Origin of the sequence: Cylindrospermum stagnale PCC 7417, assembly GCF_000317535.1 — a bacterium.
GTDB classification, from domain to species: domain Bacteria; phylum Cyanobacteriota; class Cyanobacteriia; order Cyanobacteriales; family Nostocaceae; genus Cylindrospermum; species Cylindrospermum stagnale.
On the sequence record NC_019757.1, the window covers coordinates 6,149,189 to 6,173,392 of the forward strand.

General features: G+C 41.5%; 24 protein-coding genes. 12 read left to right on the forward strand and 12 right to left on the reverse strand.

What is annotated here, in order from left to right; genetic code table 11:
• Positions 1-13: 13 nt before the first annotated feature.
• The 5 genes from CYLST_RS26010 to hypB all read left to right on the forward strand — a co-directional run bounded on the left by CYLST_RS26010 (position 14) and on the right by hypB (position 3,896).
• A complete protein-coding gene (locus CYLST_RS26010) occupies positions 14-262 on the forward strand; it encodes a HypC/HybG/HupF family hydrogenase formation chaperone (RefSeq protein WP_015210719.1) in 249 nt (82 codons plus the stop codon).
• A 129-nt stretch (positions 263-391) separates the two neighbouring features.
• Entirely contained in the window at positions 392-1,510 is a 1,119-nt protein-coding gene (gene hypD / locus CYLST_RS26015) for a hydrogenase formation protein HypD (RefSeq protein WP_015210720.1), read from the forward strand.
• A 49-nt stretch (positions 1,511-1,559) separates the two neighbouring features.
• Complete coding sequence (hypE, locus tag CYLST_RS26020) at positions 1,560-2,651, forward strand: hydrogenase expression/formation protein HypE (RefSeq protein WP_015210721.1); 1,092 nt, start codon at positions 1,560-1,562, stop codon at positions 2,649-2,651.
• A 76-nt stretch (positions 2,652-2,727) separates the two neighbouring features.
• Entirely contained in the window at positions 2,728-3,069 is a 342-nt protein-coding gene (gene hypA / locus CYLST_RS26025; protein ID WP_015210722.1) for a hydrogenase maturation nickel metallochaperone HypA, read from the forward strand.
• Complete coding sequence (gene hypB / locus CYLST_RS26030) at positions 3,060-3,896, forward strand: hydrogenase nickel incorporation protein HypB (protein ID WP_015210723.1); 837 nt, start codon at positions 3,060-3,062, stop codon at positions 3,894-3,896. Before hypA ends, hypB begins: the two co-directional genes overlap by 10 nt.
• A gap of 49 nt (positions 3,897-3,945) precedes the next feature.
• Here the strand turns inward: hypB and CYLST_RS26035 are convergent, their stop codons facing one another.
• Positions 3,946-9,579: a trifunctional serine/threonine-protein kinase/ATP-binding protein/sensor histidine kinase gene (locus tag CYLST_RS26035; RefSeq protein WP_015210724.1), complete on the reverse strand. Its 5,634-nt coding sequence runs from the start codon at positions 9,577-9,579 to the stop codon at positions 3,946-3,948.
• Positions 9,580-9,938: 359 nt separating this feature from the next.
• Between CYLST_RS26035 and CYLST_RS26040 the strand changes: the two genes are divergently transcribed.
• Both CYLST_RS26040 and CYLST_RS26045 read left to right on the forward strand, forming a co-directional pair.
• Positions 9,939-10,229 carry a hypothetical protein gene (locus CYLST_RS26040; protein ID WP_015210725.1) on the forward strand — a complete coding sequence of 97 codons (291 nt, stop codon included), beginning with the start codon at positions 9,939-9,941 and terminating at the stop codon, positions 10,227-10,229.
• Positions 10,229-10,642, forward strand: a complete 414-nt coding sequence (locus CYLST_RS26045) for a type II toxin-antitoxin system VapC family toxin (RefSeq protein WP_015210726.1) — start codon at positions 10,229-10,231, stop codon at positions 10,640-10,642. The genes CYLST_RS26040 and CYLST_RS26045 overlap by 1 nt, the downstream gene beginning before the upstream one ends.
• Before the next feature lie 164 nt (positions 10,643-10,806).
• Here CYLST_RS26045 and CYLST_RS26050 read toward each other — a convergent pair whose 3' ends face one another.
• Entirely contained in the window at positions 10,807-13,557 is a 2,751-nt protein-coding gene (locus CYLST_RS26050) for a dynamin family protein (protein ID WP_015210727.1), read from the reverse strand.
• A gap of 19 nt (positions 13,558-13,576) precedes the next feature.
• Complete coding sequence (locus CYLST_RS26055; protein WP_015210728.1) at positions 13,577-14,587, reverse strand: hypothetical protein; 1,011 nt, start codon at positions 14,585-14,587, stop codon at positions 13,577-13,579.
• A 317-nt stretch (positions 14,588-14,904) separates the two neighbouring features.
• Here CYLST_RS26055 and CYLST_RS26060 point away from each other — a divergent pair, with 317 nt between their 5' ends.
• From CYLST_RS26060 to CYLST_RS26075, 4 genes are all read left to right on the forward strand, one after another.
• Positions 14,905-15,135 (forward strand): hypothetical protein, encoded by a 231-nt coding sequence (locus CYLST_RS26060; RefSeq protein WP_015210730.1) that lies wholly within the window; start codon positions 14,905-14,907, stop codon positions 15,133-15,135.
• Positions 15,110-15,397 carry a type II toxin-antitoxin system RelE/ParE family toxin gene (locus CYLST_RS26065; RefSeq protein WP_245587435.1) on the forward strand — a complete coding sequence of 96 codons (288 nt, stop codon included), beginning with the start codon at positions 15,110-15,112 and terminating at the stop codon, positions 15,395-15,397. The genes CYLST_RS26060 and CYLST_RS26065 overlap by 26 nt, the downstream gene beginning before the upstream one ends.
• 119 nt (positions 15,398-15,516) lie before the next feature.
• Entirely contained in the window at positions 15,517-15,801 is a 285-nt protein-coding gene (locus CYLST_RS26070) for a hypothetical protein (RefSeq protein ID WP_015210732.1), read from the forward strand.
• Entirely contained in the window at positions 15,798-16,217 is a 420-nt protein-coding gene (locus CYLST_RS26075) for a type II toxin-antitoxin system VapC family toxin (protein ID WP_015210733.1), read from the forward strand. The genes CYLST_RS26070 and CYLST_RS26075 overlap by 4 nt, the downstream gene beginning before the upstream one ends.
• A gap of 19 nt (positions 16,218-16,236) precedes the next feature.
• Here CYLST_RS26075 and CYLST_RS26080 read toward each other — a convergent pair whose 3' ends face one another.
• The 7 genes from CYLST_RS26080 to CYLST_RS26115 form a co-directional block, all read right to left on the reverse strand.
• Entirely contained in the window at positions 16,237-16,845 is a 609-nt protein-coding gene (locus tag CYLST_RS26080) for a class I SAM-dependent methyltransferase (RefSeq protein ID WP_015210734.1), read from the reverse strand.
• Positions 16,846-17,365: 520 nt separating this feature from the next.
• Positions 17,366-17,740, reverse strand: a complete 375-nt coding sequence (locus CYLST_RS26085; RefSeq protein ID WP_015210735.1) for a hypothetical protein — start codon at positions 17,738-17,740, stop codon at positions 17,366-17,368.
• Positions 17,730-18,734 (reverse strand): LLM class flavin-dependent oxidoreductase, encoded by a 1,005-nt coding sequence (locus CYLST_RS26090; protein ID WP_015210736.1) that lies wholly within the window; start codon positions 18,732-18,734, stop codon positions 17,730-17,732. The genes CYLST_RS26085 and CYLST_RS26090 overlap by 11 nt, the downstream gene beginning before the upstream one ends.
• 18 nt (positions 18,735-18,752) lie before the next feature.
• Positions 18,753-19,115: a hypothetical protein gene (locus CYLST_RS26095; protein WP_015210737.1), complete on the reverse strand. Its 363-nt coding sequence runs from the start codon at positions 19,113-19,115 to the stop codon at positions 18,753-18,755.
• 329 nt (positions 19,116-19,444) lie between these two features.
• On the reverse strand, positions 19,445-19,756 hold the full coding sequence (locus tag CYLST_RS26105) for a hypothetical protein (protein ID WP_015210738.1): 312 nt from the start codon (positions 19,754-19,756) through the stop codon (positions 19,445-19,447).
• 2 nt (positions 19,757-19,758) lie between these two features.
• The gene (locus CYLST_RS26110; RefSeq protein WP_015210739.1) at positions 19,759-20,022 is read right to left on the reverse strand and encodes a hypothetical protein; all 264 of its coding nucleotides are present in this window, start codon (positions 20,020-20,022) and stop codon (positions 19,759-19,761) included.
• 40 nt (positions 20,023-20,062) lie between these two features.
• On the reverse strand, positions 20,063-20,491 hold the full coding sequence (locus CYLST_RS26115) for a hypothetical protein (RefSeq protein ID WP_015210740.1): 429 nt from the start codon (positions 20,489-20,491) through the stop codon (positions 20,063-20,065).
• Between the two features lie 1,068 nt (positions 20,492-21,559).
• Here CYLST_RS26115 and cysK point away from each other — a divergent pair.
• Positions 21,560-22,519, forward strand: coding sequence for a cysteine synthase A (cysK, locus tag CYLST_RS26120; protein ID WP_015210742.1), 960 nt, complete (start codon positions 21,560-21,562; stop codon positions 22,517-22,519).
• 193 nt (positions 22,520-22,712) lie between these two features.
• Here cysK and CYLST_RS26125 read toward each other — a convergent pair whose 3' ends face one another.
• Positions 22,713-23,117, reverse strand: a complete 405-nt coding sequence (locus CYLST_RS26125) for an endonuclease domain-containing protein (protein ID WP_015210743.1) — start codon at positions 23,115-23,117, stop codon at positions 22,713-22,715.
• Positions 23,118-23,528: 411 nt separating this feature from the next.
• Positions 23,529-23,894 carry a hypothetical protein gene (locus tag CYLST_RS26130; protein ID WP_015210744.1) on the reverse strand — a complete coding sequence of 122 codons (366 nt, stop codon included), beginning with the start codon at positions 23,892-23,894 and terminating at the stop codon, positions 23,529-23,531.
• Between the last annotated feature and the right edge of the window lie 310 nt (positions 23,895-24,204).

Genomic DNA, 24,204 nt, shown 5'->3' on the forward strand with positions numbered 1-24,204 from the left:
AAGGAAAATAAAAATGTGCTTAGGAATTCCCGGACAAATTATTGAAATCACCAACCCCGAAAACAAACTAGCCATAGTCAACATTAGTGGAGTCAAACGCCAAATAAACATAGCCTGCATCGTTGACGAACAACATCCCCCCGAAACCTGTATAGGAGAATGGGTATTAGTTCACGTCGGCTTTGCCATGAATCGAATTAACCAACAAGAAGCCGCCGAAACATTAAAACTATTGCAAGAAATTGCAGACTCACAAATATGAATTCAAAATTCAAAATTCAAAATTCAAAATTCAAAATTCAAAATTCAATAATTTCTTCCTTCTTCTTCCTTCTTCCTTCTTCCTTCGCGCCCTTTGCGCCTTCACGGTTCGTTAAAAAATTCCCAACCCATGAAATACGTAGATGAATTTCGCCAACCAGAAAAAGCCGAAGCCCTACGCCGAGAAATCGAAAAACTCAGCCAACAGCTAGGAAAACATCTCAAAATAATGGAAGTATGCGGAGGACATACCCATTCCATATTCAAATATGGCATAGAAGAAATCTTACCCAACAGCGTCGAATTGATTCATGGGCCTGGGTGTCCGGTATGCGTCATGCCCAAAGGAAGAATCGATGATGCGATCGCCATCTCACAAAATCCTAACATCATTTTTACCACCTTTGGCGACGCCATGAGAGTTCCCGGTTCCCAAACCAGCCTACTACAAGCCAGGGCCACAGGCGCAGACATCCGCATGGTGTACTCACCCCTAGACAGCCTGCAAATCGCGAGAGACAACCCCGACAGAGAAGTAGTATTCTTCGCCCTAGGCTTTGAAACCACCGCCCCCAGCACCGCCCTCACCATTCTGCAAGCAGCAGCCGAAAAAATTTCTAACTTTAGTATGTTTTCCAATCACGTCCTCGTGATACCCGCCCTCAAAGCACTGCTAGAAAACCCAGACTTACAGTTAGATGGATTTGTCGGACCCGGTCATGTCAGCATGGTAATTGGCACCGAACCATACCAGTTTATTTCTCAAAAATATCATAAACCAATAGTCGTTTCTGGCTTTGAACCATTAGATATATTCCAATCAATTTGGATGCTGTTAAAGCAGCTAGTAGAAAATCGTTGTCAAGTCGAGAACCAATATAACCGCCTAGTACAAACAAACGGAAACACCTTAGCCCTAGAAGCCATGAACCAAGTTTTTGCAGTGCGAGAAAACTTTGATTGGCGAGGTTTAGGAGAAATACCCAACTCCGGCTTAAAAATTCGGGCTGAATATGCCCAATTTGACGCAGAAATTAAATTTACCATACCTAACTTAAAAGTCGCCGACCATAAAGCTTGTAAATGCGGCGAAATTCTCAAAGGAGTTCTCAAACCTTGGGAATGCAAAGTATTTGGTACAGCTTGCACCCCCGAAACCCCCATTGGGACTTGCATGGTATCTTCCGAAGGTGCTTGTGCAGCTTATTACAAATACGGGCGACTTTCAACCATAGCCAAGAGAACTTAAACAATTCAAAATTAAAAATTAACAATTAAAAAATAAATTAATTTTCAAGATGAATAAATCAGCCCAAAATCCCCTATTTGACAAAATCGAACAAATCCGCCGACGCCAAGGAAAAGTGAGAGATAGCCATATCACCCTTGCACATGGTAGTGGTGGTAAAGCCATGCGCGATTTAATAGATGATATTTTTGTCAAGAGTTTTGATAATCCGATTCTCTCCCAATTAGAAGACCAAGCCACCTTCAACTTAGCCAATCTCTTGCAACATGGAGACAGACTAGCTTTTACCACAGATTCTTATGTAGTAGACCCGTTATTTTTCCCAGGTTCTGATATCGGAGAACTAGCCGTAAATGGCACCATTAATGACTTAGCAGTTAGTGGTGCCAAACCCTTATATCTCACTTGTAGCGTCATTTTAGAAGAAGGATTACCTGTAGAAATTTTGCGGCGTGTAGCTGCAAGCATGAAAGCCGCCGCCCAAAAAGCTGGCGTGCAAATTGTCACAGGAGACACAAAAGTTGTCCATCGTGGTGCCGCCGACAAAATATTTATTAACACCGCTGGGATTGGTATTATTCCCGCAGGAATCGCCATTTCTGCGACCAACATTCAACCCGGAGATGCGATAATTGTCAACGGTGAAATAGGAAATCATGGAGCAGCAATTTTAATTGCCCGTGGAGAATTAGCACTAGAAACCAATATAGAAAGTGACTGCCAGCCATTACATGAATTAGTAGAAACCATTCTCAAAGCCTGTCCTCAAATTCATGCCATGCGAGACGCCACACGCGGCGGATTAGCCACAGTCTTAAATGAATTTGCCATTAGTTCCAACATCGGAATTAGCCTAGATGAACAGACCATCCCAGTACGAGAAGAAGTAAAAGGAATTTGTGAAATTCTCGGTTTAGACCCCCTATATTTAGCAAACGAAGGCAAATTAGTCATAGCAGTAAGCGCCGAAAATGCCAACAAAGTTTTATCAGCCATGAAATCCCACCCCGCCGGAAAACACGCCTGTATTATTGGCAAAGCCATCCCCTCACCCCAAGGAATCGTATTATTAAAAACCCCCTTTAACGCCGAACGCATAGTTGATATGCTAGTAGGAGACCAACTACCCCGAATTTGTTAATACACCCTCATCTCCTCACTCCTCCTCTCTTCCCTCTGCGCCCTCTGCGCCTCTGCGGTTCGTTAAAGGAATAAATATGCACGAACTAGGAATCACCCAAAACATAATAGCCATTGTCACCGAACAAGCCAAAAACCGAAAAGTGCAGAGAGTACTATTAGAAATTGGCAAACTTTCAGCCATCATGCCCGATGCCATATTATTTTGCTTTGACATTTGCGCTAAAGGAACCATTCTCGAAAGTGCCAAATTAGAAATTAGAGAAATTCCCGGTTTAGCAAAATGTCGCCAATGCGGCACAGAAATTCCTTTAGAAAAACCCTTTGGAACTTGTAACTGTGGTAGCGTGCAACTAGACTTAATAGCCGGCGAAGAACTAAAAATTAAAGAAATAGAAATAGAAGAAATATGTGTGTAACCTGCGGTTGTGCCGATGATGCCGAAGCCAAAATCACCAATTTAGAAAAAAGCGAAATTGAACACAACCATCATACCCACACCTTAGCTGATGGAACAGTTATCACCCATTCCCACAGCCCAGAATCACAAATTCACGCCAAAATACATAATACAACCATATCTTTAGAACAGAATATTTTAGCCAAAAATAACCTATTAGCTGCCCAAAATCGGGGATGGTTCAAAGGTCGAAATATACTCGCTTTAAACTTAATGAGTTCTCCTGGTGCTGGAAAAACAACCTTGTTAACTCGCATTATCAACGATTTAAAACATCAGTTGTCTATCAGTGTAATTGAAGGCGACCAAGAAACAACTAACGATGCCCAAAAAATCAAAGCAACAGGCTGTAAAGTTGTGCAAATCAACACAGGTACAGGCTGCCATTTAGATGCATCAATGATAGAAAGAGGTTTACAGCAACTAAATCCACCATTGAATTCAATAGTGATGATTGAAAATGTGGGTAATTTAGTTTGTCCCGCTTTATTTGATTTAGGCGAACAGGCAAAGGTGGTAATTCTCTCAGTCACCGAGGGAGAAGATAAACCAATCAAATATCCCCATATGTTTCGCGCGAGTGAGATAATGATTCTCACCAAAATTGATTTGCTGCCTTATGTGCAATTTGATGTACAACGCTGCATTGAATATGCCCGACAAGTAAACCCGCAAATTCAGATTTTTCAGGTTTCCGCAACCACTGGTGAGGGGTTAGCAGATTTGTATAGTTGGTTAACAGAAAAAGTGGCTAACTCAAAAATACCCGAAGCATATTTTGGCTAAAGGTTGTCAGGAATGCGATACCTGCGGCACGCTTTTTTTTGGTTTGATCTCACTTTTTCTCGTCGCTGCTGAACTGAGAAACAGGAATACGGATGATAAACTCCGTTCCTTCTCCGGGTTTTGAGGTGCAAGAGAGTGAACCACCATGTTTTTCTGTGACAATCTGGTAGCTAATCGACAAGCCCATACCTGTACCTTTGCCCACAGGTTTTGTAGTGAAGAAAGGATTGAACAAGCTTTGCTGAACAGACTCTGGCATACCAGAACCATTATCTGCGATGCGGATTTCGACTTGATCATTATCAACTTGTTCAGTGTTAATGCTAATGCTTGGGGTAGCAATTTGTCCTGGATTGTTGATTAATGACTCCTCTAAAGCATCGATGGCATTACTCAATACATTCATAAACACTTGATTCAGTTGTCCTGCATAGCATTCCACTTGGGGCAGGTTGCCGTAGTTTGTGATCACCTCAATACCGGGACGGTCTGACTTTGCTTTGAAGCGATGTTGCAGAATCATGAGGCTACTGTCAATGCCGTCATGAATATTCACGGCTTTGATCTCGGCTTCGTCCATGCGTGAAAAGTTTCGCAGGGAAGCGACAATTTGGCGAATTCGGTCTGCCCCAACCCGCATGGAGGACAGTAGCTTAGGTAGGTCTTCTAGCAAGAATTCTAGATCAATTGCCTCGGCTTCTTCCTGAATCTCTGGATGGGGAGTTGGGTAATGTTTCTGGTAAAGTTCCAGCAGTCCCAGGACATCTTGGGTATAGTCGTTAGCATGGGTGAGGTTGCCAAAGATAAAATTGACCGGATTGTTGATTTCGTGGGCAACACCTGCCACCAGTTGCCCTAAGCTTGACATTTTCTCGGTCTGCACAAGTTGAGCCTGGGTTTGTTGTAGTTTGTGCAGGTATTGTGCGAGTTCTTCGGCTTTTTCTCGCGATCGCGTTTCGGATGCTTGGAAAGCTTCGTTTTTAGCTTCGAGTTCTTGTGATTTGGCTTCCAGTTGTTGCGAGTAAGTTTGCAGATTGGTGTAGAGACGGGCGTTGTCAATCGCAATCGAAATTTGGGCGCTTAACAGAGCCAGTACCTTCACTCGGTCGGGGGTAAAGGCACCAGGAATAAGATTATTTTCCAGGTAAAGAATACCAGTAAACTGAAGAGAGTGAATTAGCGGTAGACACAAAATCGATTTGGATTGGTGAGTGGTGATATAAGCATCAGCCGCAAAGCGCGGGTCTTTAACAGCATTGTCTAAAACCAGATTCTTTCTAGTTCTTTCGACATAATTGAATAAGGCAACTGGGAGTAAGGGTAAATCAGGTTTATCCGCTGGGTTAACAACAACGCTAACCTCCTGACCTTCAAGCATTCCCGCCGCTTCTAACATCCATTGATTTTTATGCTTGGCAATAAAGTAACCTTGTTGAGCGCCTGCATTTTCGATGACAATTTTCATCATTTTTTCGAGCAGGAGACTCAGCACTATTTCTTCTGACAGCACCTGTGAAGCTTTCATCACTGTCATCAAATCGAGAATGTGAGAGTCTCCGGTGGTTGTGGAGTTTGTTTGAATAGTTTGCCGGTAATTCGTTTCTAACTTTTCTGTGTTTGCCCGCATAATCAATTGCGGATAGCGTGCTTCTAAATCTTTGACTTTAGCAACAGCACCCCAATCGCTATAGGCATAGTAGGCATCTGTCATGTAGGTTTGTGCGATCGCCACTTTACCCCATGACAGATAGAATTTAGCGGCGAGTTCGAGGGCCAGTGCTTGTTCGTGGATGTACTCGTTTTCTTTGGCCAGGGCGATCGCGCGATCGTACATCTCCATCGCTTCTACTTTTTCCCCTAAAACCCGATGCCGTTCAGCCTCTACTAGATAGAATTTGTGTAAATGATTCATTGGGGCATAATGCGCCCATTTTTGCATTTTTTCTTGATTAGCTTGGACGCGATCAAGAATTGCATTTTGCTCTGACTCTTGGCTATTGGGATACACCGCTAGCCGTACTAAAGAATCGTAAACATGGAATAGAGGAACAAGGGGCAATCCCACCACTACGTCTAAATACTTCTCTGCTATAACAGTATTTTCAATCGCTTCTGAGTAATTTTCAAACCAGTAACTAAGTAAAAGTTTGTGCCAATATATGTAGGCAACTCCCAATCTATCCTTCGCTTGCTCGTGCAATATGAACGCAATCTGCTCATCGCAGGCTTCACCCTTTATAAAACAGGGATTTTCATTTTTTCCGAGCAGATTTAATGTAGCCTGCCGATAGGTTTCTAGATAATGAAGCGGTGTTTCTTGGTTGATTTTATGAATAGCATCTCTATTGATTGCCATCTCTCTTTCCAGGACAGTCAGTTCTTTGCCGCTAAAGTAAGCGAAACAGGAGTACATTAGTAGACCATAGGCAGCAAATTCTAAATCACCTGTCTCCATTCCGCTAGAGTAAACTGACCCTAAAGGTTCTAAGGTTTCTCTCAGATGATCTTTCCAAGGTCGGATAAATATATTTACTATCAGGAGTGTCTTGGCTTTGATTTCTTGAGCATTTAACTTTGACACTAAAGCTAAAGCCAATTGACCGAACTGATAACCTGAATCAATATCTCCCACAACTCCGCACAAAAGAAGACCATAATTGGCGTAAGCAAACGCAGATACGGAAGCATTACCATATTGGACGGATAAATTTACTTGTTTGCACACCGTCAAAGGCACCAGTTCTGGCGCAGCCATGTATGCAGGAGCAAAGATACTTGATATCAGTCTCATGGCTGCTAATTTATAGGGATCGGTCATTTGAGGCAGGTCAACTAAATCCTCAATTTGTGTTCCACTCAAAATTGCCGCAGTTTCCCCTAGTGCCTGCCCAATATCTGACAGGTTTGGCTCTTGGGGAAACTCCACCCCTAACAGTTTTAAAGCTTGTAGCCCTATATTAACCGCTTCTAATAGTCTGTTCTGCCCTATATAAGCTTGTATCTGGACTTCATCCACTTTCACTTTGTCCAGCAGCGTTTTAGCGTGGTTTTGGACTATTTCAACGAATCTTTGCATTCCTGCAAAATCACCGCTCAAAAAAGCTGCCTCTGCTGCTTCTGAGTGCAGTGATAATGTCAGTTCATATTGACAATTCCAGCTATCTGCTGCTAAAAGTCCTAAACCCACTTGCAAATATTTAACAGCGGAATCGTGTGCTGTGGCTGCTTTCGCTCTCTGACCTGCGATGAGATTGAGTTGTGCAAGTTCATATTTTTCTGTTTCAGATATTAGTAATTCAGTACCGTAATTGAGTTGATTAATTAAAGCAAATATATTTTCTTTGCGTTCTTCTGGTGTAGTATTTTGCAGCAATAATTGACCAATTTTCAGATGCGTTACTTTCTTTTGTTCATCGGGAATCAGAGAATACGCTGCTTGCTGCACTCTGTCGTGTAAAAACTTGTAGTCAACCTTGATGTCAGTTAAAGCAATTCCGCCAGATTCCTCTTGACTAAACACTAAGGGAATTTTGTAGTCATGAGTTAAGGGCAAAATTAACCCAGCTTGCAGCGCTGACCACAATTGTGCCGCAGTTGTGAGGGAAGATGCTTCGTTGACGATCGCTAATACATCTAAGTTAAAGGTGTTGCCAATACAAGCCGCCAGTTTCAGGACTTTTTGCGTCTGGAGTGAGAGTTTGCGAATATTTCTCGCCATTAATTCAACCACATTCAGGTCGCTAATGCCGATCGCTTGAATATGTTTAATATCCCACTGCCACATTCCAGACTCGAAGTCATAGGTTAACAAGTCTTCTTGATGCAGGGTTTTCAGCAGTTGCGTTAAGAAGAACGGATTCCCCCCAGTTTTGTGGAACAGTAACTCTGCTAGGGGTTTTGTGCATTCTGTGTCATTCAACGTATCGCCAACTAACGCTGCCACATCCGTTAACTGCAACGGTGCTAAAACGATGTTATTCACCACCGCACCTGCTGCTTGGATCTTGTCTAAACTGAGCATGAGTGGATGGGTGGGCGAAACTTCGTTATCGCGATATGCGCCGATTAACAGTAAATAGTTGCGTAGCTTGCCGCCGTAGGCATCGCGAACAGCGGGGCGTAGCCCATCGCCTTTGGTGCTGTGCGGAGTGCGATCGCGAACAGCGGGGCGTAGTCCATCGCCTTTGGTGCTGTGCGGAGTGCGATCGCGAACAGCGGGGCGTAGCCCATCGCAATCCGTCATCAATAACTCAATTAAGTTCAGCGATGCCAAATCAGCCCACTGTAAGTCATCCAAGAAAACAACCAGCGGATGATCTTGCGTCGTGAATACCCCAATGAATTGCCCAAAGACGCGATTGAAGCGATTTTGAGATTCTGTCGCCCCCAGTTGTGTTACAGGTGGCTGAGTACCAATAATTAGTTCGATTTCCGGAATCACATCGATAATGACCTGCCCATTCTCCCCCAACGCAGTTAACAGTTTCTCTTTCCACCCTTGGATTTGGGCAGCACTTTCGGTGAGCAATTGCTGAATCAAAGATTGGAACGCCTGAATCAACGACGCATAGGGAATATTGCGCTTGAACTGGTCAAACTTGCCTGTAATGAAATAACCCCTTGCGCCCACAATCGGTTTATGAACTTCATTCACAACGCTTGTTTTGCCAATCCCTGAATAACCAGAGACGAGCATCATTTCGCTGCTACCACCTGCCACACCCTCAAAGGCAGTCATCAAAGTTGTTACTTCTGCCTTGCGTCCGTACAGAGTTTGCGGAATCAAAAAATGCCCAGATTTGTCCCGTCTTCCCGGCACAAAGTTTTCAATCTTGCCAGTCACTTGCAGCTGAAACAAGCATTCCTCTAAATCCGCTTTCAGTCCCCAAGCGCTTTGATACCGCTCCTCTGCTGTTTTTGCTAACAACTTCAAAATAATCGCACTAATCGCCTCTGGCACTTCTCCCAGAACACGACACACGGTTTCTTGACAGGGTGCGGCTGGCATTTTGGCAATGTGACAGTGAATCAACTCCATCGGGTCAGCAGCATGAAACGGCAAAGTACCCGTCAGCATTTCATACAAGGTGACACCCAAAGAATAAAAGTCGGTGCGATAGTCGCATACCCGGTTCATTCTACCCGTTTGCTCAGGTGACATATAAGCAAGAGTACCTTCGAGCAAATTAGGATTGCTCAAGGTTGAATTTTCTTGATCAAGGCGCGAGGAAATACTGAAGTCAATCAGTTTAACTTCCCCAGATTCAGGATTAATTAAAATATTGTGTGGCTTAATATCTTTATGTATAATCTTTTGGGCGTGCAACTCTCCTAAGGTGTGCGCCAGATTAATCGCCACCTTGAGAAAAGTAATCAATGTAGTTGCTTGAGTTGCAATCACTTCCTTGAGCAAGTAACCGGGAACGTATTCCAAAACCAAAGCCAGACCATGCTGATAATTCTTTAACTCATAAGGTTTAACAATGCCTGGAATTCGCAGCGGCTCAATGATTTGATATTCGTGGCGCAGTCGAGCCACATCTTCTAGGGGTGGATGTTCGCACAGCAGAGTTTTGATCACGACAGAAGCGTTATCGGTTTCTCTCCGTCCACGATAAATGACGGTTTTACTACCGGAGTGAAGGGTTTCAAGGAGTTGATAACCGGATAAAGTGGCTGTCATTGTATTCGGGGGCAATAGAAGTATCCTTAAAGTGCCCATGCAAGTTTATAACTACAGTATTTGAGACAAAACTACGCACTCTTTCACAAGCCGTTACAAATCCTAATTGATTCTCAAAGTAGCGTTAAAAGTTTGTAGTGAGGGCTTCAGCCCTCTCTATCTCCTGTGGTCGATAAGCGCAGTGTTCCATAGGAAATAGGAATTTAACCCGTTAAAACAGGTTAATTTTTTGTATAGTTAAGTGTTAATGCTATTGCAGTTATTTAAAATATATAATAAACGTTAAGATGATGGTAGAAACAAGTCCTCGATTGATAGAGTTTATAAAAAGCTGAAATTATCTATCCGCATGGTGAGAAATGGAAACTATAAAATTGCTGACACATATTGGTGCAGATGGGATATTACAAATCCAGACACATACAGATTTTAAAGATAAATCTGTAGAAGTGCTGTTAGTTGTGCAACCATTAGATAATATAAAAGTTTCATCTAAAGAGGAAAGTTTACCCAAATATAATGCTTGGGGAAAACCTACCACTAAAAAATCAATTCAAGAAGCAATTAATAGAATGCAACAACTGCGGCAAGAAGTTGCTTTAGATAAAAACTCAATTCGTCAAATGATTGAAGAAGGCAGAAGATTTTAATGCAGTTTGTTTTAGATTGTTCTGTAGCAATTAGCTGGTGTTTGGTAGATGAAAATAATGATTATGCTAACGCGATATTAGCAATAATACCTGATTCTGAAGCCTTTGTACCAGGAATTTGGTCACTGGAGATTGCTAATACTCTTGTTGTAGCTGAACGACGTAATCGCATGACCAAAGGACAATCTGAGCAAGCTATTGTTTTGTTACAGTCTCTCTTAATTCAAGTTGATACAGCTACAGATACTAAAGCCTTAGATGCAACCCTAAATTTAGCAAGACAGGAAGGTTTAGCAGCTTATGATGCGGCTTATTTAGAATTAGCTTTGAGGTTGCAATTACCATTAGCAACACTTGATACTCGATTAGCAGAGGCAGCTACTCGCTGTGGTATTAGTTTGGAAATACATTAAAAACGGTTCTTCCGCTTAAACGGGAGGTAGAACCTCCTAGAAGGCATTCCCAGTCTGAGACTGGGAACGAGGTAAATATTATATAGCGATTTTCAGATCAATGAGGTACAGTTTTAAATCGCAAAGTAGGGGCGGGGTTTCCCCGCCCTTTATTGTATTTCATCCTATCGGTTAATAGGTGATGGCTTCCAATTATCCAGCATTTCTCTAATAAATATCAATTCATTTAGATATTCACTCGCTTGAGATTTTTGACTCTTAAGAGTAGAAACAATCTCATGAGATTCTGCTTCCCTGTTTACCCGTTCTATCAGCAAGTTGTCAAAATCAGCCTGAAATCTATTGATGTAATCATTGATTTGCTGTTCCCCTTTCCGAAAGTCTTCTCCTACTTGTTTTTCAATAACGCGCTCAAGTAACTTCAGGTTTCTCTGCACTTGCTCATCTATCTTTTTATGAATTCCTTGAGCAATCTGTCTTAAATCAATTTCATGGTAAAATACCTTTTCCTCATAAGGTACTTGTACTGTATAAACTTTATCAGGTTTACAGGGAATACTCTTTGTTTTTACTTCGTCCTTAATTTTTACAACTACTTTTTGCTGTTCTTGAATCTTGGCATCAATACCAGAAAATTCAAACTTAGGAAACTGAATTGCATTAGTACCAATTTCTACTTGTAAAGCATCACCAATAAACTCAGAAAGTTCATCAGAGATAGACTGGATTTCTTGTTGAATTTGTTTAACTAAGTCCTCACGAATCTTTGTTCCCTCTCTTACCAGTCTGTCTTGTGTGTCTAACCAGAAATTGTGGATAATAGGAGTGCAGTATTCATTAATAATTTTACCGATTTTCTCAGCATCTTCTTTGTTATTAGCCTTGATTTTATATCTGTCTGAATTTGAATCATCTTCAAAAAACGAACTGACTTTATTCAAGATAGCTAAGAGAAGGTTTTGGTTTTCTTTACTAGATAAAGAAATAGATTTTTTAAATTGATTTTCTGCTACCTTATCAATTTCTACTGCTATACGATTTTTAGCCATTTCTGCAAATTCATTAATTCCTTGGCTAAAGGTGGTGACTAATATTCGCTTTTGTGATTCTACAGACTTTTTTACATTTGCCACCTTATTCCTAGCTGAATCAGAACGTTGTTTATATGCCTCTATTTTTTTTTGTAATTCCGCAAATTCTAACTCCCATCCGCGAATTTCCGTAATCAGTGTATCAGCTACAGATTGAGCAGCTTTGTTAAAAACAGCCAAGACATCACTCAATAAATTCCATCCTGAATTTTGAGAGATATTTTGAATTACTGTATTTTGAATTTTGGGAATACCACTATCTTTTAAAGCTTGTGATGCAATTTTACGCGGTGCAGGTATAATCTGGTTTCCTTCTTCATCTTCAGTTGCATATCTAGCACTATAAAAAATCTTAAAGTCTTGAATATCGCTATCAGTTGCCTTTTCTTGAAGAATTAGCTTCGATAACAACCCTTGTCTTGCACTGGCTGAGTAAATGTTTGGTTCAGGAATGCCAAATTTAACTAAACTCTTTCTTAAAGATTCAATAACATCAGAAATAGGTCTATTACTTTCCTCTTTCCTATCTACTTTGTTAAGCACAAAATAAATTTGACCTGTATTCTGTAACAAAAAATCCCGACGCTGTTCAATTAAATCTTGAAGCAATTCTAAGTTTATATCGTCTTGGAAGGATGTGTAATCCAGAATAAATAAGATAGCATCACAGGTACGGAGTGCTTCTAGAGCAGTTTGTTTTAAATTTACTGTGTCAAAACTTTCGGCATCCCAATCATTTGGGCCAGGAGTATCAACTAAGGTAAAACCAGCTAGAGATGGCAATTTACTAATTGCTTCAATGGGATATTCTAATTCAAAGCGTATAGTTTGATCTGAATTTTTCTGAGTTTTTCGTATCTGATTTGTACGTTCTATAAACTTATGCTTAATTTCTCCTGCATCACCGATTGCTAGAATGTGAGGATTTTCTTGTCTTTGTCGATATTCTAAAAGCCTGGGTGTTTGTCCCGCATCAATTGGACGGATATCTGTACGAAAAACTGTGCAAGCTTCCATGTCAGTTGCTAACACATCTGCACCAATTAAGGCATTGAGGAAAGTACTCTTACCTGCGTTCATCGCTGCAATTACAGCTACCTGATATTTTTGTTTAACTAAGGCTTGCAAAGCTTTTGAAATACTATCTTCAACGCTTTGCAATCCTGGGGTACTATCTCCTTCTTTGAGTCTTCCCGCACGCAGTTCTTTTAGATAACTTAAGAGTCTGTTACCTGTAAAGTTAACTCTGTTATAGGTATCCTGAAATTCTTGAGAATAGGATTTCATTACTTGTTTCTCCTGATTAGGTTTTTTGTTTGGGGAAGTTTTTTCTTGTTTTGGTCTATCTGATGGAAATTCTGCTGTTTCTCTGGTAGATTTAACAGCTTTGGTGAAATTGCGTTCATAGTAATCACTAGGTACGCTAACTAATTCTTCATTGATTCGGGAGAGAACATTATTTGTATGTTCTACTGCTCCTATAAATTGCTTTAAGACATCTACTGTAGGTTCTCTATCAATCTCCCACATCAGATAAATCAAACTCTGTTGCAATCTCACTGCTAAACGCAAACAGTCTTTTTCTATTTCACTTAATGCGTGTTGACGAGTTAAATCATTAATCTGCTTTTTGCTTTCATCAGCAAATTTATGATATCTTTTCTCTAAATCTGCGTATTTTTCTGTTAATTCATTGGCAACTTGTCTGTGATGTTTGGCTGCTTGTCTGTCCTTTTCGCCAACAGCATGAGCAGTAAAAGCACCTGCAACAGCACCAACGGCTACACCTACAGCACCGAAAACAAAAGGTAGGATAAAAATCATAGATTTTTTGACTAATTATCTAGGAATGAGGAGGAAGGTAAGGAAGTTGAGAATCAGGCAATAACTTACTATCTGCTGATGTGAGTCCTAAAGATTTCGCAATAGCGACTGATTCCCGCAAACGTTGCATAGCCCCTTCTACACCTGGTGCAATAGGGCGATTTGTAATGTTTTGATTAATTGCTTCCGCTTCAGCCAAAAATTCTAGATTTTTATTGTGTTCATAAATCAGTTCATTTTCAATTGCTTGCAAATGCGCTAGTTCGTGCTGAGTTAAAGACTCGTAATATACTCTTACATCCTGTTTATGGTCATCGAGGATTTTGAAAAACTCGGAAACCATACCCGCAGCACCAACAACAGCTAATGCAGGTGCTACTGTGGTTAATAAAACTCCAATTGGTGGAAAAGCTGCTGCTAATGTTGCAGTTGCAAATGCTGTTGTACCCCCAACTGCACCACCGATAACGGTATCTTTTAACGTTGCTGTAGTCGCTTCCTGTGCAGAAATTTCGCCTCGGACTACACGCAGAGCATTAGTTAGAAGCGAAAAAGGAGCGGCTGTTAACGCACCTACAGCAGCCCCCATAGGTGCAGCTTGAAAACCGGCTTTGACAGCACCAGTTAGGTTGTCAAATTGCCATTTGGCATCTAATCTCATTTTCTCTTGCCAAGTCATGGTTTTACTACCACGAGCAATATTGGCTTTGCCGTTCTCCCATTTGATATTGTTCGGATTATTAGAACCTCCTTTGCTGTGAGGTTTGATGTGACTAGCGTGCTTATCAGATAGGTACTGTTCGGCATTACTAGCCGCAGATTGGCTATCTATACCTGCGCGTTGAGAAGGGGGAATCTTCTCTAACATTTCTTGGGCTTGTACTCTAGTTCTTGTAGGTTCACCAGGGCGAATTCCACTTTTATAAAATCTACGTGCTGTACTTAAAGGTAAATCCTGTAAATTGGCGTGGTGAATGTTGGTTGTCGCAGCAGCATTGACAGCAGCATTCCGCTGGGAATCTTCAGACACGGGTAATTACCTTTTTTAGTTTATTTTTTGCAATGTACTAATAATGGGCTGCCATCAAATTTAGTAGCAGCGTTTAATATCATAAATTATACTCAATGCTGGGAGAATATACTAATTCACGAATGAATATAAAGTTTAGGTAAATTTCAATTTGCATAAAACCGGGATTGAAACCCATACCGCTAGGGATTCCTGATGAGGTGGTGGATGAGGGCTTTAACTACGGATTTGGTGGCACAGATGCTAGAGGCTGAGGCTTTGGATTTAGAGATTAAAATAGAGTTATCAAAGGTAAGATTTAGTTTAAAGGAGGTTCTATGATGACTTTACAAGAAATTATTAATTCTATTGAAAGTTTGCCTACAGAAGAGCGAGAGTATTTATTTGAGTTTCTTCGACAGCAACGAATTGAGAATCGGCGGGTTGAAATTTTGGCTAATGCTCAGGAGGTGATGCAGGCTTTTAAGGATGGAACAGCAACGCGGGGAAGCGTTGATGATTTGATTGCTGATTTACTAGGAGATGATGATGGAAGTTGTCTGGAGTAGTGGATTTAAGCGGTCTTTTAGGAAGATTACAAAGAATAACCCGCGATTAAAAAATCAAATTGTTAAGGTATTAAGGCTTTTGGCAGATGATCCATTTACACCGTCTTTGAAGTCTCATAAGTTAGGAGGAGATTTAGCGGGATTTTGGTCTTGTTCGGTTACTTATGATTGTAGAATTATTTTTAATTTGACTGAGGATAAAAAGTTGTTAGAAATGGTTCTTTTATTGATTGATATTGGCAGTCACGATGAGGTTTATTAAATGGTAAAATCGAGACAGAGTCTTTGAATTTAGAGATAAAATACAGTTAGTAAAGGTAGGTTTTGCTTTAGACGAGCTTACGCGAGATAATTTAAAAACAGAGTTATAGGAAAAATATTATGCAAGCATACAAACTCAAAGGAAAAATTGACTCATCTGGTAACTTGGTAATTACCGAACCTGTGAATTTACCCCCCGGAGATGTGGAGGTGATAGTCTGGTCAACTGCTGAGACGCTTGATAATACTAAAGTCCCAGCAAGTGAACCAGCACCAGAAACACCAAAGAGAAAATCTAGGATAAAAGCATTTGAGGGTTTATTTGAAAATGCCCCACCCGTTCCAGCAGACTTTGATCCAGAACAAGCCAAATGGGAATATTTAAAGGAGAAACATAACCTGTGAAAGTCTTGCTAGATACTAATATTATTGTTGATGATGCTCTGGAAAGAGAACCTTTTTGGGATGCTAGCGAGCAAGTTTTATCACAGATTGAACAAGGGCAAATAGAAGGTTATATTTCAGCTTCAACTTTTAGTGATTTGTATTACATTATCCGTAGGGCAAGAGGTCGAGATTGGACGCTTACTTATTTAAATCAGTTAGTTACCTTCTGTCAAATTGCTACAGTAAATCAGGCTGTAATTACAATGGCTCTCACAGCTAATTTTAGAGATTTTGAAGATGCTATTCAATACTCCACTGCTGTATTAAATCAATTAGATGCAATTATTACCCGTAATCCTCAAGATTTCCCTGTTGTTACTCCGCGAGTTCTAATTCCTGAGCAATTGATTGAGGAATTAACAAATACTCCTTGACTTACTTACACCAGGTTTCCTATTTTTCAAAAATAGTTAGTAAAACTGGGCCTAATAAATAATAGTGACCTAAACAGAATAATCCAGCTTCTGCGCCTAGGTTTTCCCGGCTTTTTGGGCTGTAAAATCTAATTTTGGCGGGGGAGGTTGCTATTAGTTGAGATGCTGTTTCACTTTTGGAGGTGATATCAACTAAGTAGAAACGTCCACCGGGAGAAAGCACCCGCGCTACTTCATTTAAAACTTGTTGTGGTTCTGGATAGTGTAAGAAGCTGATACAGTTAAAAACTGCGTCAAATTGACCTTCGGCAAAGGGTAGAGATTCAGCATTTCCCTCAAGATAAATTAAGCGGGGATGATGGCGGTTGCTTTGTCTAGCTACCCGCAACATCTGGGGAGAAAAATCTAATCCTGTGCCGCGCAATTCAGGATAATTAGTTGCCAAGCGGTTTAGTAAACGTCCGGTACCACAGCCTAAATCAAGTACGTTTGCTTGTGTTGGTAATTCTATTTTTGTGAGTAATCTTTTATGAATTGCTTGGTAAATAATAGATGGGAATGTCCAATCATAGCTTGGTGCCCAGCGGTCAAAAAGTTGCTTTTTGTTATTGATAAAATTGTTAATCATTGCTTTTGTTAATTCCGGATTAAATAAGAGTGTTGCACTTATATTAATGATAGTACTACGTTAAGCCGATAATATAATTTCTCTAGGAAGCTGTACGTGAAGATCCCCCCAACCCCCCTTTCCAAGGGGGGCAAGAGTTGGTTTGTTTCCTGTTTTTTTAAGGATTTACAGTCAATCTTGATAAGATCCCCCCAACCCCCCTTTCCAAGGGGGGCAAGAGTTGATTTGTTTCCTGTTTTTTTAAGGATTTACAGTCAATCTTGATAAGATCCCCCCAACCCCCCTTTCCAAGGGGGGGCAAGAGTTGATTTGTTTCCTGTTTTTTTAAGGATTTACAGTCAATCTTGATAAGATCCCCCCAACCCCCCTTAAAAAGTGGGGCAGAAATTGATTTGTTTCCTGTTTTTTTGCGGATTTACAGTCAATCTTGATAAGATCCCTCCAACTCCCCTTAAAAAGGGGGCAAAAATTGATTTGTTTCCTGTTCTTTTGCGGATTAATTTAGGATTTACAGTAGGATTTACAGCCAATCTCGATAAGCTGATATTTCGTTGACAGCGATTTCAAAGGGTTTACCTTTGCCAAATGGCGGATAAACTCGGATTTTGGCGTCGCTGGTAAAGCGTTCTAGCCGATTGCCTAACTGGGGTATATTGCTGACTATATGCCAGTAGGATACTAGGTCAGGGCAATCGATGATCAGCATTAGGGTGGTGGTATTTGTGGTCAGATACCACTGACAATTAGATAGTAGTACTTGGGTTATGCGATCGCACGCTTGATAGTAGCATCTGCCGATAGACTGTTCTAACTCTAGATGCAGCATTCCATCCTGTTTGCTTACCTGAATGGGAGGTAAGTCGTCGGGAGGAAGCAGGGATAGCTTAGAAGACATAATTTCTCACCTCTTGATTGTAGCGCTGTAAACTCTCCAAGTTCTTTGACAGAGCCAAGGATGAGGGTTTAAGCGCTAGTGTGCCTAGGTTGAGTTCGTCTTGAAATTTCTTGATTTTGTCGCGACAGGTTTTTACATCACCGATAATTGAGTTCTCAATCAGGTAGTCTTCGTCAAAACAGATATTTGTCCGATTGAATGGATTCTGCTTCTGGCCACTGTTCTGCATTACTTGAGCGGTGTTTGCCGTCATTTTTTGGCTGAAATGGCGGATAAATGGCAACGCTTCACTCACTGCCTCACTGTCGGTTTGTCCGACAAAAAAGAAGCGTGCTAGCATCAAGTTTTCTGCACCGCTAGAATTTAATTCCCGATATTTGCTGAGTGTCTTTTTCAGTCTTTCTAGGGAAAAGGGCGGCCCTCCCATTAAACTGAAGGAATGTTTGGCGGCAAATGCGATCGCACTATCATCACCACTAGCGACATACACGGGAATGGGTTGCTGCAATGGTTTGGGGTAAATTGTCAGGCTCTCGCATTGATAATGTTGCCCGTTAAATGATACGTTGGTTTCATATAAAAGCTTTTGAATCAATGCGATCGCTTCAAGCATCTGGCCACGGGATTCACTCATGGGTATGGCAAAATGCTTATTCTGTTGGGGAAAGGGGCCTCCTTTGGCTACCCCAAATTCCAGCCTTCCATTGCACAAATTATCTAGGGTGGCAATATCCTCAGCTACCCGAATCGGGTTATGAAATGGCAGTAATACTGCCGCAGTACCTAAACGGATAGTTGAGGTAACACCCGCCAAATGTGCCATTAACAGCAACATTGAGGGGCTGAGATTGGATTCACTAAAATGATGCTCACTCACCCAGGCTTGTTCAAAGCCTAAAGTTTCCGCCTGTTTCACCAAGGCAACTTGTTCAAAGATGGCGCGACGGGCATCTTCGTGATGATTTTCGTAATTGCAGAAAAGTCCAGTTTTCATTGTTTGAAATCGCTATTTTTAGGTTGCAACCAACTGCAACTCCAACCATAAGCGGGGTTCGGACTGCTTAAGCTTTGACATAGGATCACGGAGCAATCGCTTGGCATTCATGCAGACTACCTGAATCAGTCCCATATTGTCTGCAACTTCCCGAAGGATGTGTTTATGGGCTAATACATGGGGAATCATATCCGCAGAGCAATAAATCCCTATGTATTGAAAGCGTTTAGCAGGTCGTCCCCAGAAACAGGTGATGACTTTCACATAGCACCCGTCTAGTAGTTGCCCAGTTTTTGGGTAGTAGTGGTTGACGACTTTTGTGAATTCTTTGGCTAGGATATCTTCAGCAATCATTTGCACTGATAATTCTGTAGCGTCCATCACGCTATTTAATATAACATATTTTTGTCATTTAAAGTTGACAATTTTCCTGGTTATTCTAAAAAAAATCTTAAATAGTACATTAAAAAAGGAGGTGTACTCTGGTTAAGTATCACCTCCTAATAGGGAATAGGTAATGGGTAATGGGTAATAGGGGATAGGAATAGGCAATAGGGAATGGGGAATGGGGAACAGGGAACAGGGAACTGATAAAATTTTATTCCCATTACCAATTACCAATTACCAATTACCAATTACCCATTACCAATTACCAATTACCAATTACCCATTACCAATTACCCATTACCCATTACCAATTACCCATTATCTTATCTAGAATTGCGTTCTGACACCAAAACCTCAGCGAGTATCTCTGGTAGATTTATGATGTCTACATATCCATCAGCACCACGGATTGGTGAAATAAATGTATAGTTTGGGTCACAGGCTCCCGTGTCGTAGACTTGAATAAACCACCTATCAGGAAAGCCTTCTACACCCAGTTCTACAATGTACCAACATTCACCAACCAAGCGAGAGTCAAAGATGGTGAACCATTCTCTGTGATCTTCTGAGATGTTCCAATCTGCCATGAGGAACTCTAACGCTATTTTTCCCGCGTCAGTTGAAGTCAACAGCATTGTTACTCCTTATTTGCAACCTCATTAGAAACTTCAGGATATAATCCCAACTGTTTAGCTAACTCTCGTCCAATAAAAAATAAAAATTGGGCACCGTCTTGATTACCTTCATGGGCAAACATGGTGGCCACTTGTAGCATTGTCTGTACTAAATTAGCATCAATTAATTCGGGGTGAGATTCTAAAACTTCCGGTTCTTGACCATTGGGACATCTGAGGAGTTCATCGATCAAGTTAAAATACTGAGCTTGGCGTTCTTCTGACATGGTAAATTGATTTATTTAGCTGAAGGGAACATCGAATTCTTTATTGCTCGATACTGTGCTGCCAAAGCCTTTCCAACATTTCAATCTGTTCTTGTAAAACAGCAGCACGATACACAAGATACCTGTCGTAACCAATAATTCCTAACCCAATACAAATAGGTGTAAACAAACATAACCATTGCAAGATAGTAGCGATTTGGTAATGTTCAGTAGCCATTTGTAATCGTCTCAAAAAAGTTCGATTAGATAATTTTGTGCTAGCTTGGTATTGAGAGGGATGTGTACCATCTGGGTGGGGAGCTAAGGCGTGAGTGCCTATACTATTATGGTTAACTTCACAGGATAAATTCTGTGTCTTAACTAACTCTATATGTCTTCCCCAAATCACACCAAATACTACTAGACCTGGAGAAAGCACCGCTAAAGTAACTACACAAACTGTAAGAACGTTTAAAAGTTTGACTTTCATCTGGGTTCTCCCTTGCTAGGTCGTATTCAGCCAGTCAAAAAATGCTTTTGGCGGTTTATCCCAGCACCTTTCTTTTTCTTGTTCTGCAACAGTCAATTCCTTTTGGGGGAATTTAAAATTAAGAATTCAATTATCAGACTTCTTAAATTTATTTAGGGATTGTAAACAAGGACACATTAATCCTCACGCTTCTCCATGAATTATTTTTTTTTAATTTTGAATTTTCCAGAGAGGGGATAAGAAGTCCCCCCTAATTCGTCAGACTTTCGTCTGGGAATTTCGGGGGGTAGAGGGGAATCTCTGCGTAAATCCTAAATGATTTATATCAGCCGCCTCTCTACCCAGCCGTTTACATCAGCCGAGTTAAGATTATTGAAGTTATTAGCATAGTACTCAAGGCTGATAATCCTTGTCTGATAAGTCTTTTAAAATTTATTTGGGGTATGGGTACTAGCATTTATGATCTGGGGTGCTAGCATTTATGATCTGGGGGGCGGGGATTTTTGTACTCAAAAAAATCCTGCTGAATTGGTGGTTGGAGGCGGTCTTTATCCCAAAATCTGGGCGGTAAAATCTTGTACTCAAAAAAAAACGATGCCTCTTAGTAAAGATAAAATAGAGAAGTAGAAAAGAAAATTAAAACTTTCCCAAGAAGTTAATTTTTTTTGGATAAACTAGAAGATATGGAAGCTAATGCTACAGTAGTTTTTATTTATTTTAACCACACCTGTCGTAGGGGCACAGCAATGCTGTGCCCCTACATCGGGGTTTGTTTACTGAGGTTGATTTCTGTTAGCTACCAATAGCTTCAGCTACTGGATTTTGCAGCTATTGGCGATAATCAGGGTTTAAAAAATGGTAAAGCTAGGCACGGCAAACTAACCCCAGTTATCAGCTACAATTACTGGGAAAACCTGATGGAAATTCCGATTTAGCTTTGAGATTTTCTGGTTTAGTTAGAGTACAGAGTATATATACTTGCTGGTACTCAATTACAAGTTAAATACAGAAGCTGATTGTTATAAGTAAATACTTTGCACTAAGATTTAGGATTTTAGGAGTTAATTTATGCGGATAGCTAAAGACGTAACCGAACTCATTGGTAGAACTCCGTTAGTTCAGCTGAACAAAATTCCCCAAGCTGAGGGAGTTGTTGCCAGGATAGTTGTTAAGTTAGAAGGGATGAACCCAGCGGCTTCGGTGAAAGACCGTATTGGGGTGAGTATGGTAGATGCAGCAGAAGCTGAGGGGTTGATTTCGCCGGGGAAAACCATTTTAGTTGAGCCGACTTCGGGTAATACGGGAATTGCTCTGGCGATGGTTGCAGCAGCTCGTGGTTATCGGTTAATTTTGACGATGCCGGAGACTATGAGCCAAGAACGACGGGCGATGCTTCGGGCTTATGGTGCGTCTCTGGAGTTGACACCGGGGGCTGAAGGGATGCGGGGTGCAATTCGCAAGGCTGAGGAAATTGTGGCTAATACGCCTGATGCTTTGATGCTGCAACAGTTCCGCAACCCAGCTAATCCGAAAGTTCACCGGGAAACTACTGCTGAAGAAATTTGGTCAGATACTGATGGGTGCGTTGATTTTGTGATTGCTGGGGTAGGTACTGGGGGGACGATTACGGGGGTGGCTGAGGTTTTGAAACAACGTAAGCCGAGTTTTCAAGCGATCGCAGTTGAACCGAGCAATAGTCCTATTTTATCTGGTGGTGAACCGGGCCCCCACAAAATTCAAGGTATCGGTGCGGGATTTGTTCCCGATGTTCTCCGCTTGGAATTGATTGATGAGGTGATTAGAGTTAGCGATGAACAAGCGATCGCATTTGGGCGACGTTTAGCGAAGGAGGAAGGTTTATTATCAGGTATATCTTCGGGTGCTGCTTTGTGTGCTGCAATCCAGGTAGGTAAACGCCCAGAAAATGCCGGTAAGTTAATCGTGATGATTCAGCCTTCCTTTGGTGAACGCTATCTCAGCACTGTGATGTTTCAAGATTTGACTTTGGAAACTGCTGGGACTCGTTAGAACCTCACCCCTAGCCCCTCTCCTTCTAAAGGAGAGGGGGACATGAGGGGGACTTATTAATCAAAATCCCTCCCTTCATTCCTAATCCCTCTCCTTACGAAGGAGAGGGACAGGTTTTGCACAGCAAAACCAGGGTGAGGTTTTGAATCGCCACCATAAATTGCATTCAGAAAGACTTGTGCGTACACCGTAGCTAAATAAGAGGGCGACATGAGAGGGATTGAAGGGTGTTGGTGATGCTTTGTAGGACATTGGGGAGGTTTTCGGATATCTCTTCGTTGCGAAAGCGGAGAAAGTGAATACCTTTAGCGGTGATGAATGCTTGGCGATCGCTTCCAGCGGGGCGTAGCCCATCGCGATCGCGTTCAGCAATCTCAGGAATATCATGAATACTACCGTCAAGCTCAATCGCCAGGTGTGTTTCGGGACAGTAGAAGTCAACCACAAAGCGATCTATCCCATACTGTCTGCGAAATTTGTAGCCCTGAAGCTTTCGGTTACGCAGATGTTCCCACAGAATGCCCTCAGCCGCAGTTGAATTCTGACGCAGACGACGACGTTTTTCAATATCTTCAGTCCGATTAAAAAGCTCAGTCATTTCTCATCTCTCCCTCTTCATCCAACATTCTCCTCAAGTGCCCCTCAAGTCCCCCTCTCATATCCCCCTCTCCCCTCATATCCCCCTCTCCCCTCATATCCCCCTCTCCCCCTCATGTCCCCCTCTCCCCTCATGTCCCCCTCTCCTTTAGAAGGAGAGGGGCTAGGGGTGAGGTCTTAAAAGGCGTGGGGTAACATAAATACCCGCTGGCAATAAGTATACAGAAATTCTTACCACGCGAGTTTGTCTTGAGCCATTTAGGGACTGAAGAAACCTCACCCTGGTTTTGCTGTGCAAAACCTGTCCCTCTCCTTCTGAAGGAGAGGGATTTGGTGGAGAGGGGTTTGGTGGAGAGGGGTTTGGTGGTGAGGGATTTGGTGGAGAGAGAAGAGAGGTACTTTGAATAGGATATTAGTTTGAAGCTTTCTTTTTGCTGGGGCGTTTGCGTTCTGATTTTTTCTTGAAGCCAACGGCTTGGGCTGCATCACTATCAGAGCCAAATTGACCCTTAATCGCTTCTTTCATGGCAAGAACGGCGTTGTGGAAGTCCCATTCTGCTTGTTTGGCAGCGTCTGCGGCGGCTTTGAATAATGCTTGTTTTTCCGTTTCTTCTTGTTGTTTAGCCACCATCTCAGCTTGTGCTTTTTGCAATGCTTCGGGGGTGGCTTCCGCGCGAGCAGTGGTATAGCCTGTAACAGCTTTGAGTCCGTTGTAAGAGTCGATGTCTTGCTGAAGGATGGTAGGGATGAGGCGGCGGGTAGTGTCTTGCGCTGGCATTTTAATTTTGTTGTAACAAATAATGCTTTTAGTTTAGCAAGCAATAATTAAGCACAGCAACCCTTTATTTGGGTTTTTTGGGCAATAATTCTGGATTACAACTAATTTTTAGTTGTTTGTGTGGCAATGTTAATGCTGTTAAAACTTTAAAAAAAGCTACTTGGCTTGTAGTGTGCGTTCCCTAACGCACAAATTTTAATTAGAGCAGTATTCATCTATTGAAACCACATCTATCGTAGGGGCACAGCATTGCTGTGCCCCTACCCCACTGGTGTGATTTTGCCTAAATTTTGTTAAATTAGCATTAATT

Excerpts from the sequence above, each read along its gene's own strand:
- CYLST_RS26085 (WP_015210735.1), bottom strand. The coding sequence starts at position 17,740 with ATGTCTTCTAAGCTATCCCTGCTTCCTCCCGACGACTTACCTCCCATT.
- CYLST_RS26010 (WP_015210719.1), top strand. The coding sequence starts at position 14 with ATGTGCTTAGGAATTCCCGGACAAATTATTGAAATCACCAACCCCGAA.
- CYLST_RS26110 (WP_015210739.1), bottom strand. The coding sequence starts at position 20,022 with ATGTCAGAAGAACGCCAAGCTCAGTATTTTAACTTGATCGATGAACTC.
- hypD (WP_015210720.1), top strand. The coding sequence starts at position 392 with ATGAAATACGTAGATGAATTTCGCCAACCAGAAAAAGCCGAAGCCCTA.
- CYLST_RS26130 (WP_015210744.1), bottom strand. The coding sequence starts at position 23,894 with ATGCCAGCGCAAGACACTACCCGCCGCCTCATCCCTACCATCCTTCAG.
- CYLST_RS26125 (WP_015210743.1), bottom strand. The coding sequence starts at position 23,117 with ATGACTGAGCTTTTTAATCGGACTGAAGATATTGAAAAACGTCGTCGT.
- CYLST_RS26070 (WP_015210732.1), top strand. The coding sequence starts at position 15,517 with ATGCAAGCATACAAACTCAAAGGAAAAATTGACTCATCTGGTAACTTG.
- hypB (WP_015210723.1), top strand. The coding sequence starts at position 3,060 with ATGTGTGTAACCTGCGGTTGTGCCGATGATGCCGAAGCCAAAATCACC.
- hypE (WP_015210721.1), top strand. The coding sequence starts at position 1,560 with ATGAATAAATCAGCCCAAAATCCCCTATTTGACAAAATCGAACAAATC.
- CYLST_RS26115 (WP_015210740.1), bottom strand. The coding sequence starts at position 20,491 with ATGAAAGTCAAACTTTTAAACGTTCTTACAGTTTGTGTAGTTACTTTA.
- CYLST_RS26090 (WP_015210736.1), bottom strand. The coding sequence starts at position 18,734 with ATGAAAACTGGACTTTTCTGCAATTACGAAAATCATCACGAAGATGCC.
- CYLST_RS26065 (WP_245587435.1), top strand. The coding sequence starts at position 15,110 with ATGATGATGGAAGTTGTCTGGAGTAGTGGATTTAAGCGGTCTTTTAGG.
- cysK (WP_015210742.1), top strand. The coding sequence starts at position 21,560 with ATGCGGATAGCTAAAGACGTAACCGAACTCATTGGTAGAACTCCGTTA.
- CYLST_RS26035 (WP_015210724.1), bottom strand. The coding sequence starts at position 9,579 with ATGACAGCCACTTTATCCGGTTATCAACTCCTTGAAACCCTTCACTCC.
- hypA (WP_015210722.1), top strand. The coding sequence starts at position 2,728 with ATGCACGAACTAGGAATCACCCAAAACATAATAGCCATTGTCACCGAA.
- CYLST_RS26095 (WP_015210737.1), bottom strand. The coding sequence starts at position 19,115 with ATGGACGCTACAGAATTATCAGTGCAAATGATTGCTGAAGATATCCTA.
- CYLST_RS26060 (WP_015210730.1), top strand. The coding sequence starts at position 14,905 with ATGATGACTTTACAAGAAATTATTAATTCTATTGAAAGTTTGCCTACA.
- CYLST_RS26040 (WP_015210725.1), top strand. The coding sequence starts at position 9,939 with ATGGAAACTATAAAATTGCTGACACATATTGGTGCAGATGGGATATTA.
- CYLST_RS26105 (WP_015210738.1), bottom strand. The coding sequence starts at position 19,756 with ATGCTGTTGACTTCAACTGACGCGGGAAAAATAGCGTTAGAGTTCCTC.
- CYLST_RS26045 (WP_015210726.1), top strand. The coding sequence starts at position 10,229 with ATGCAGTTTGTTTTAGATTGTTCTGTAGCAATTAGCTGGTGTTTGGTA.
- CYLST_RS26050 (WP_015210727.1), bottom strand. The coding sequence starts at position 13,557 with ATGATTTTTATCCTACCTTTTGTTTTCGGTGCTGTAGGTGTAGCCGTT.
- CYLST_RS26080 (WP_015210734.1), bottom strand. The coding sequence starts at position 16,845 with ATGATTAACAATTTTATCAATAACAAAAAGCAACTTTTTGACCGCTGG.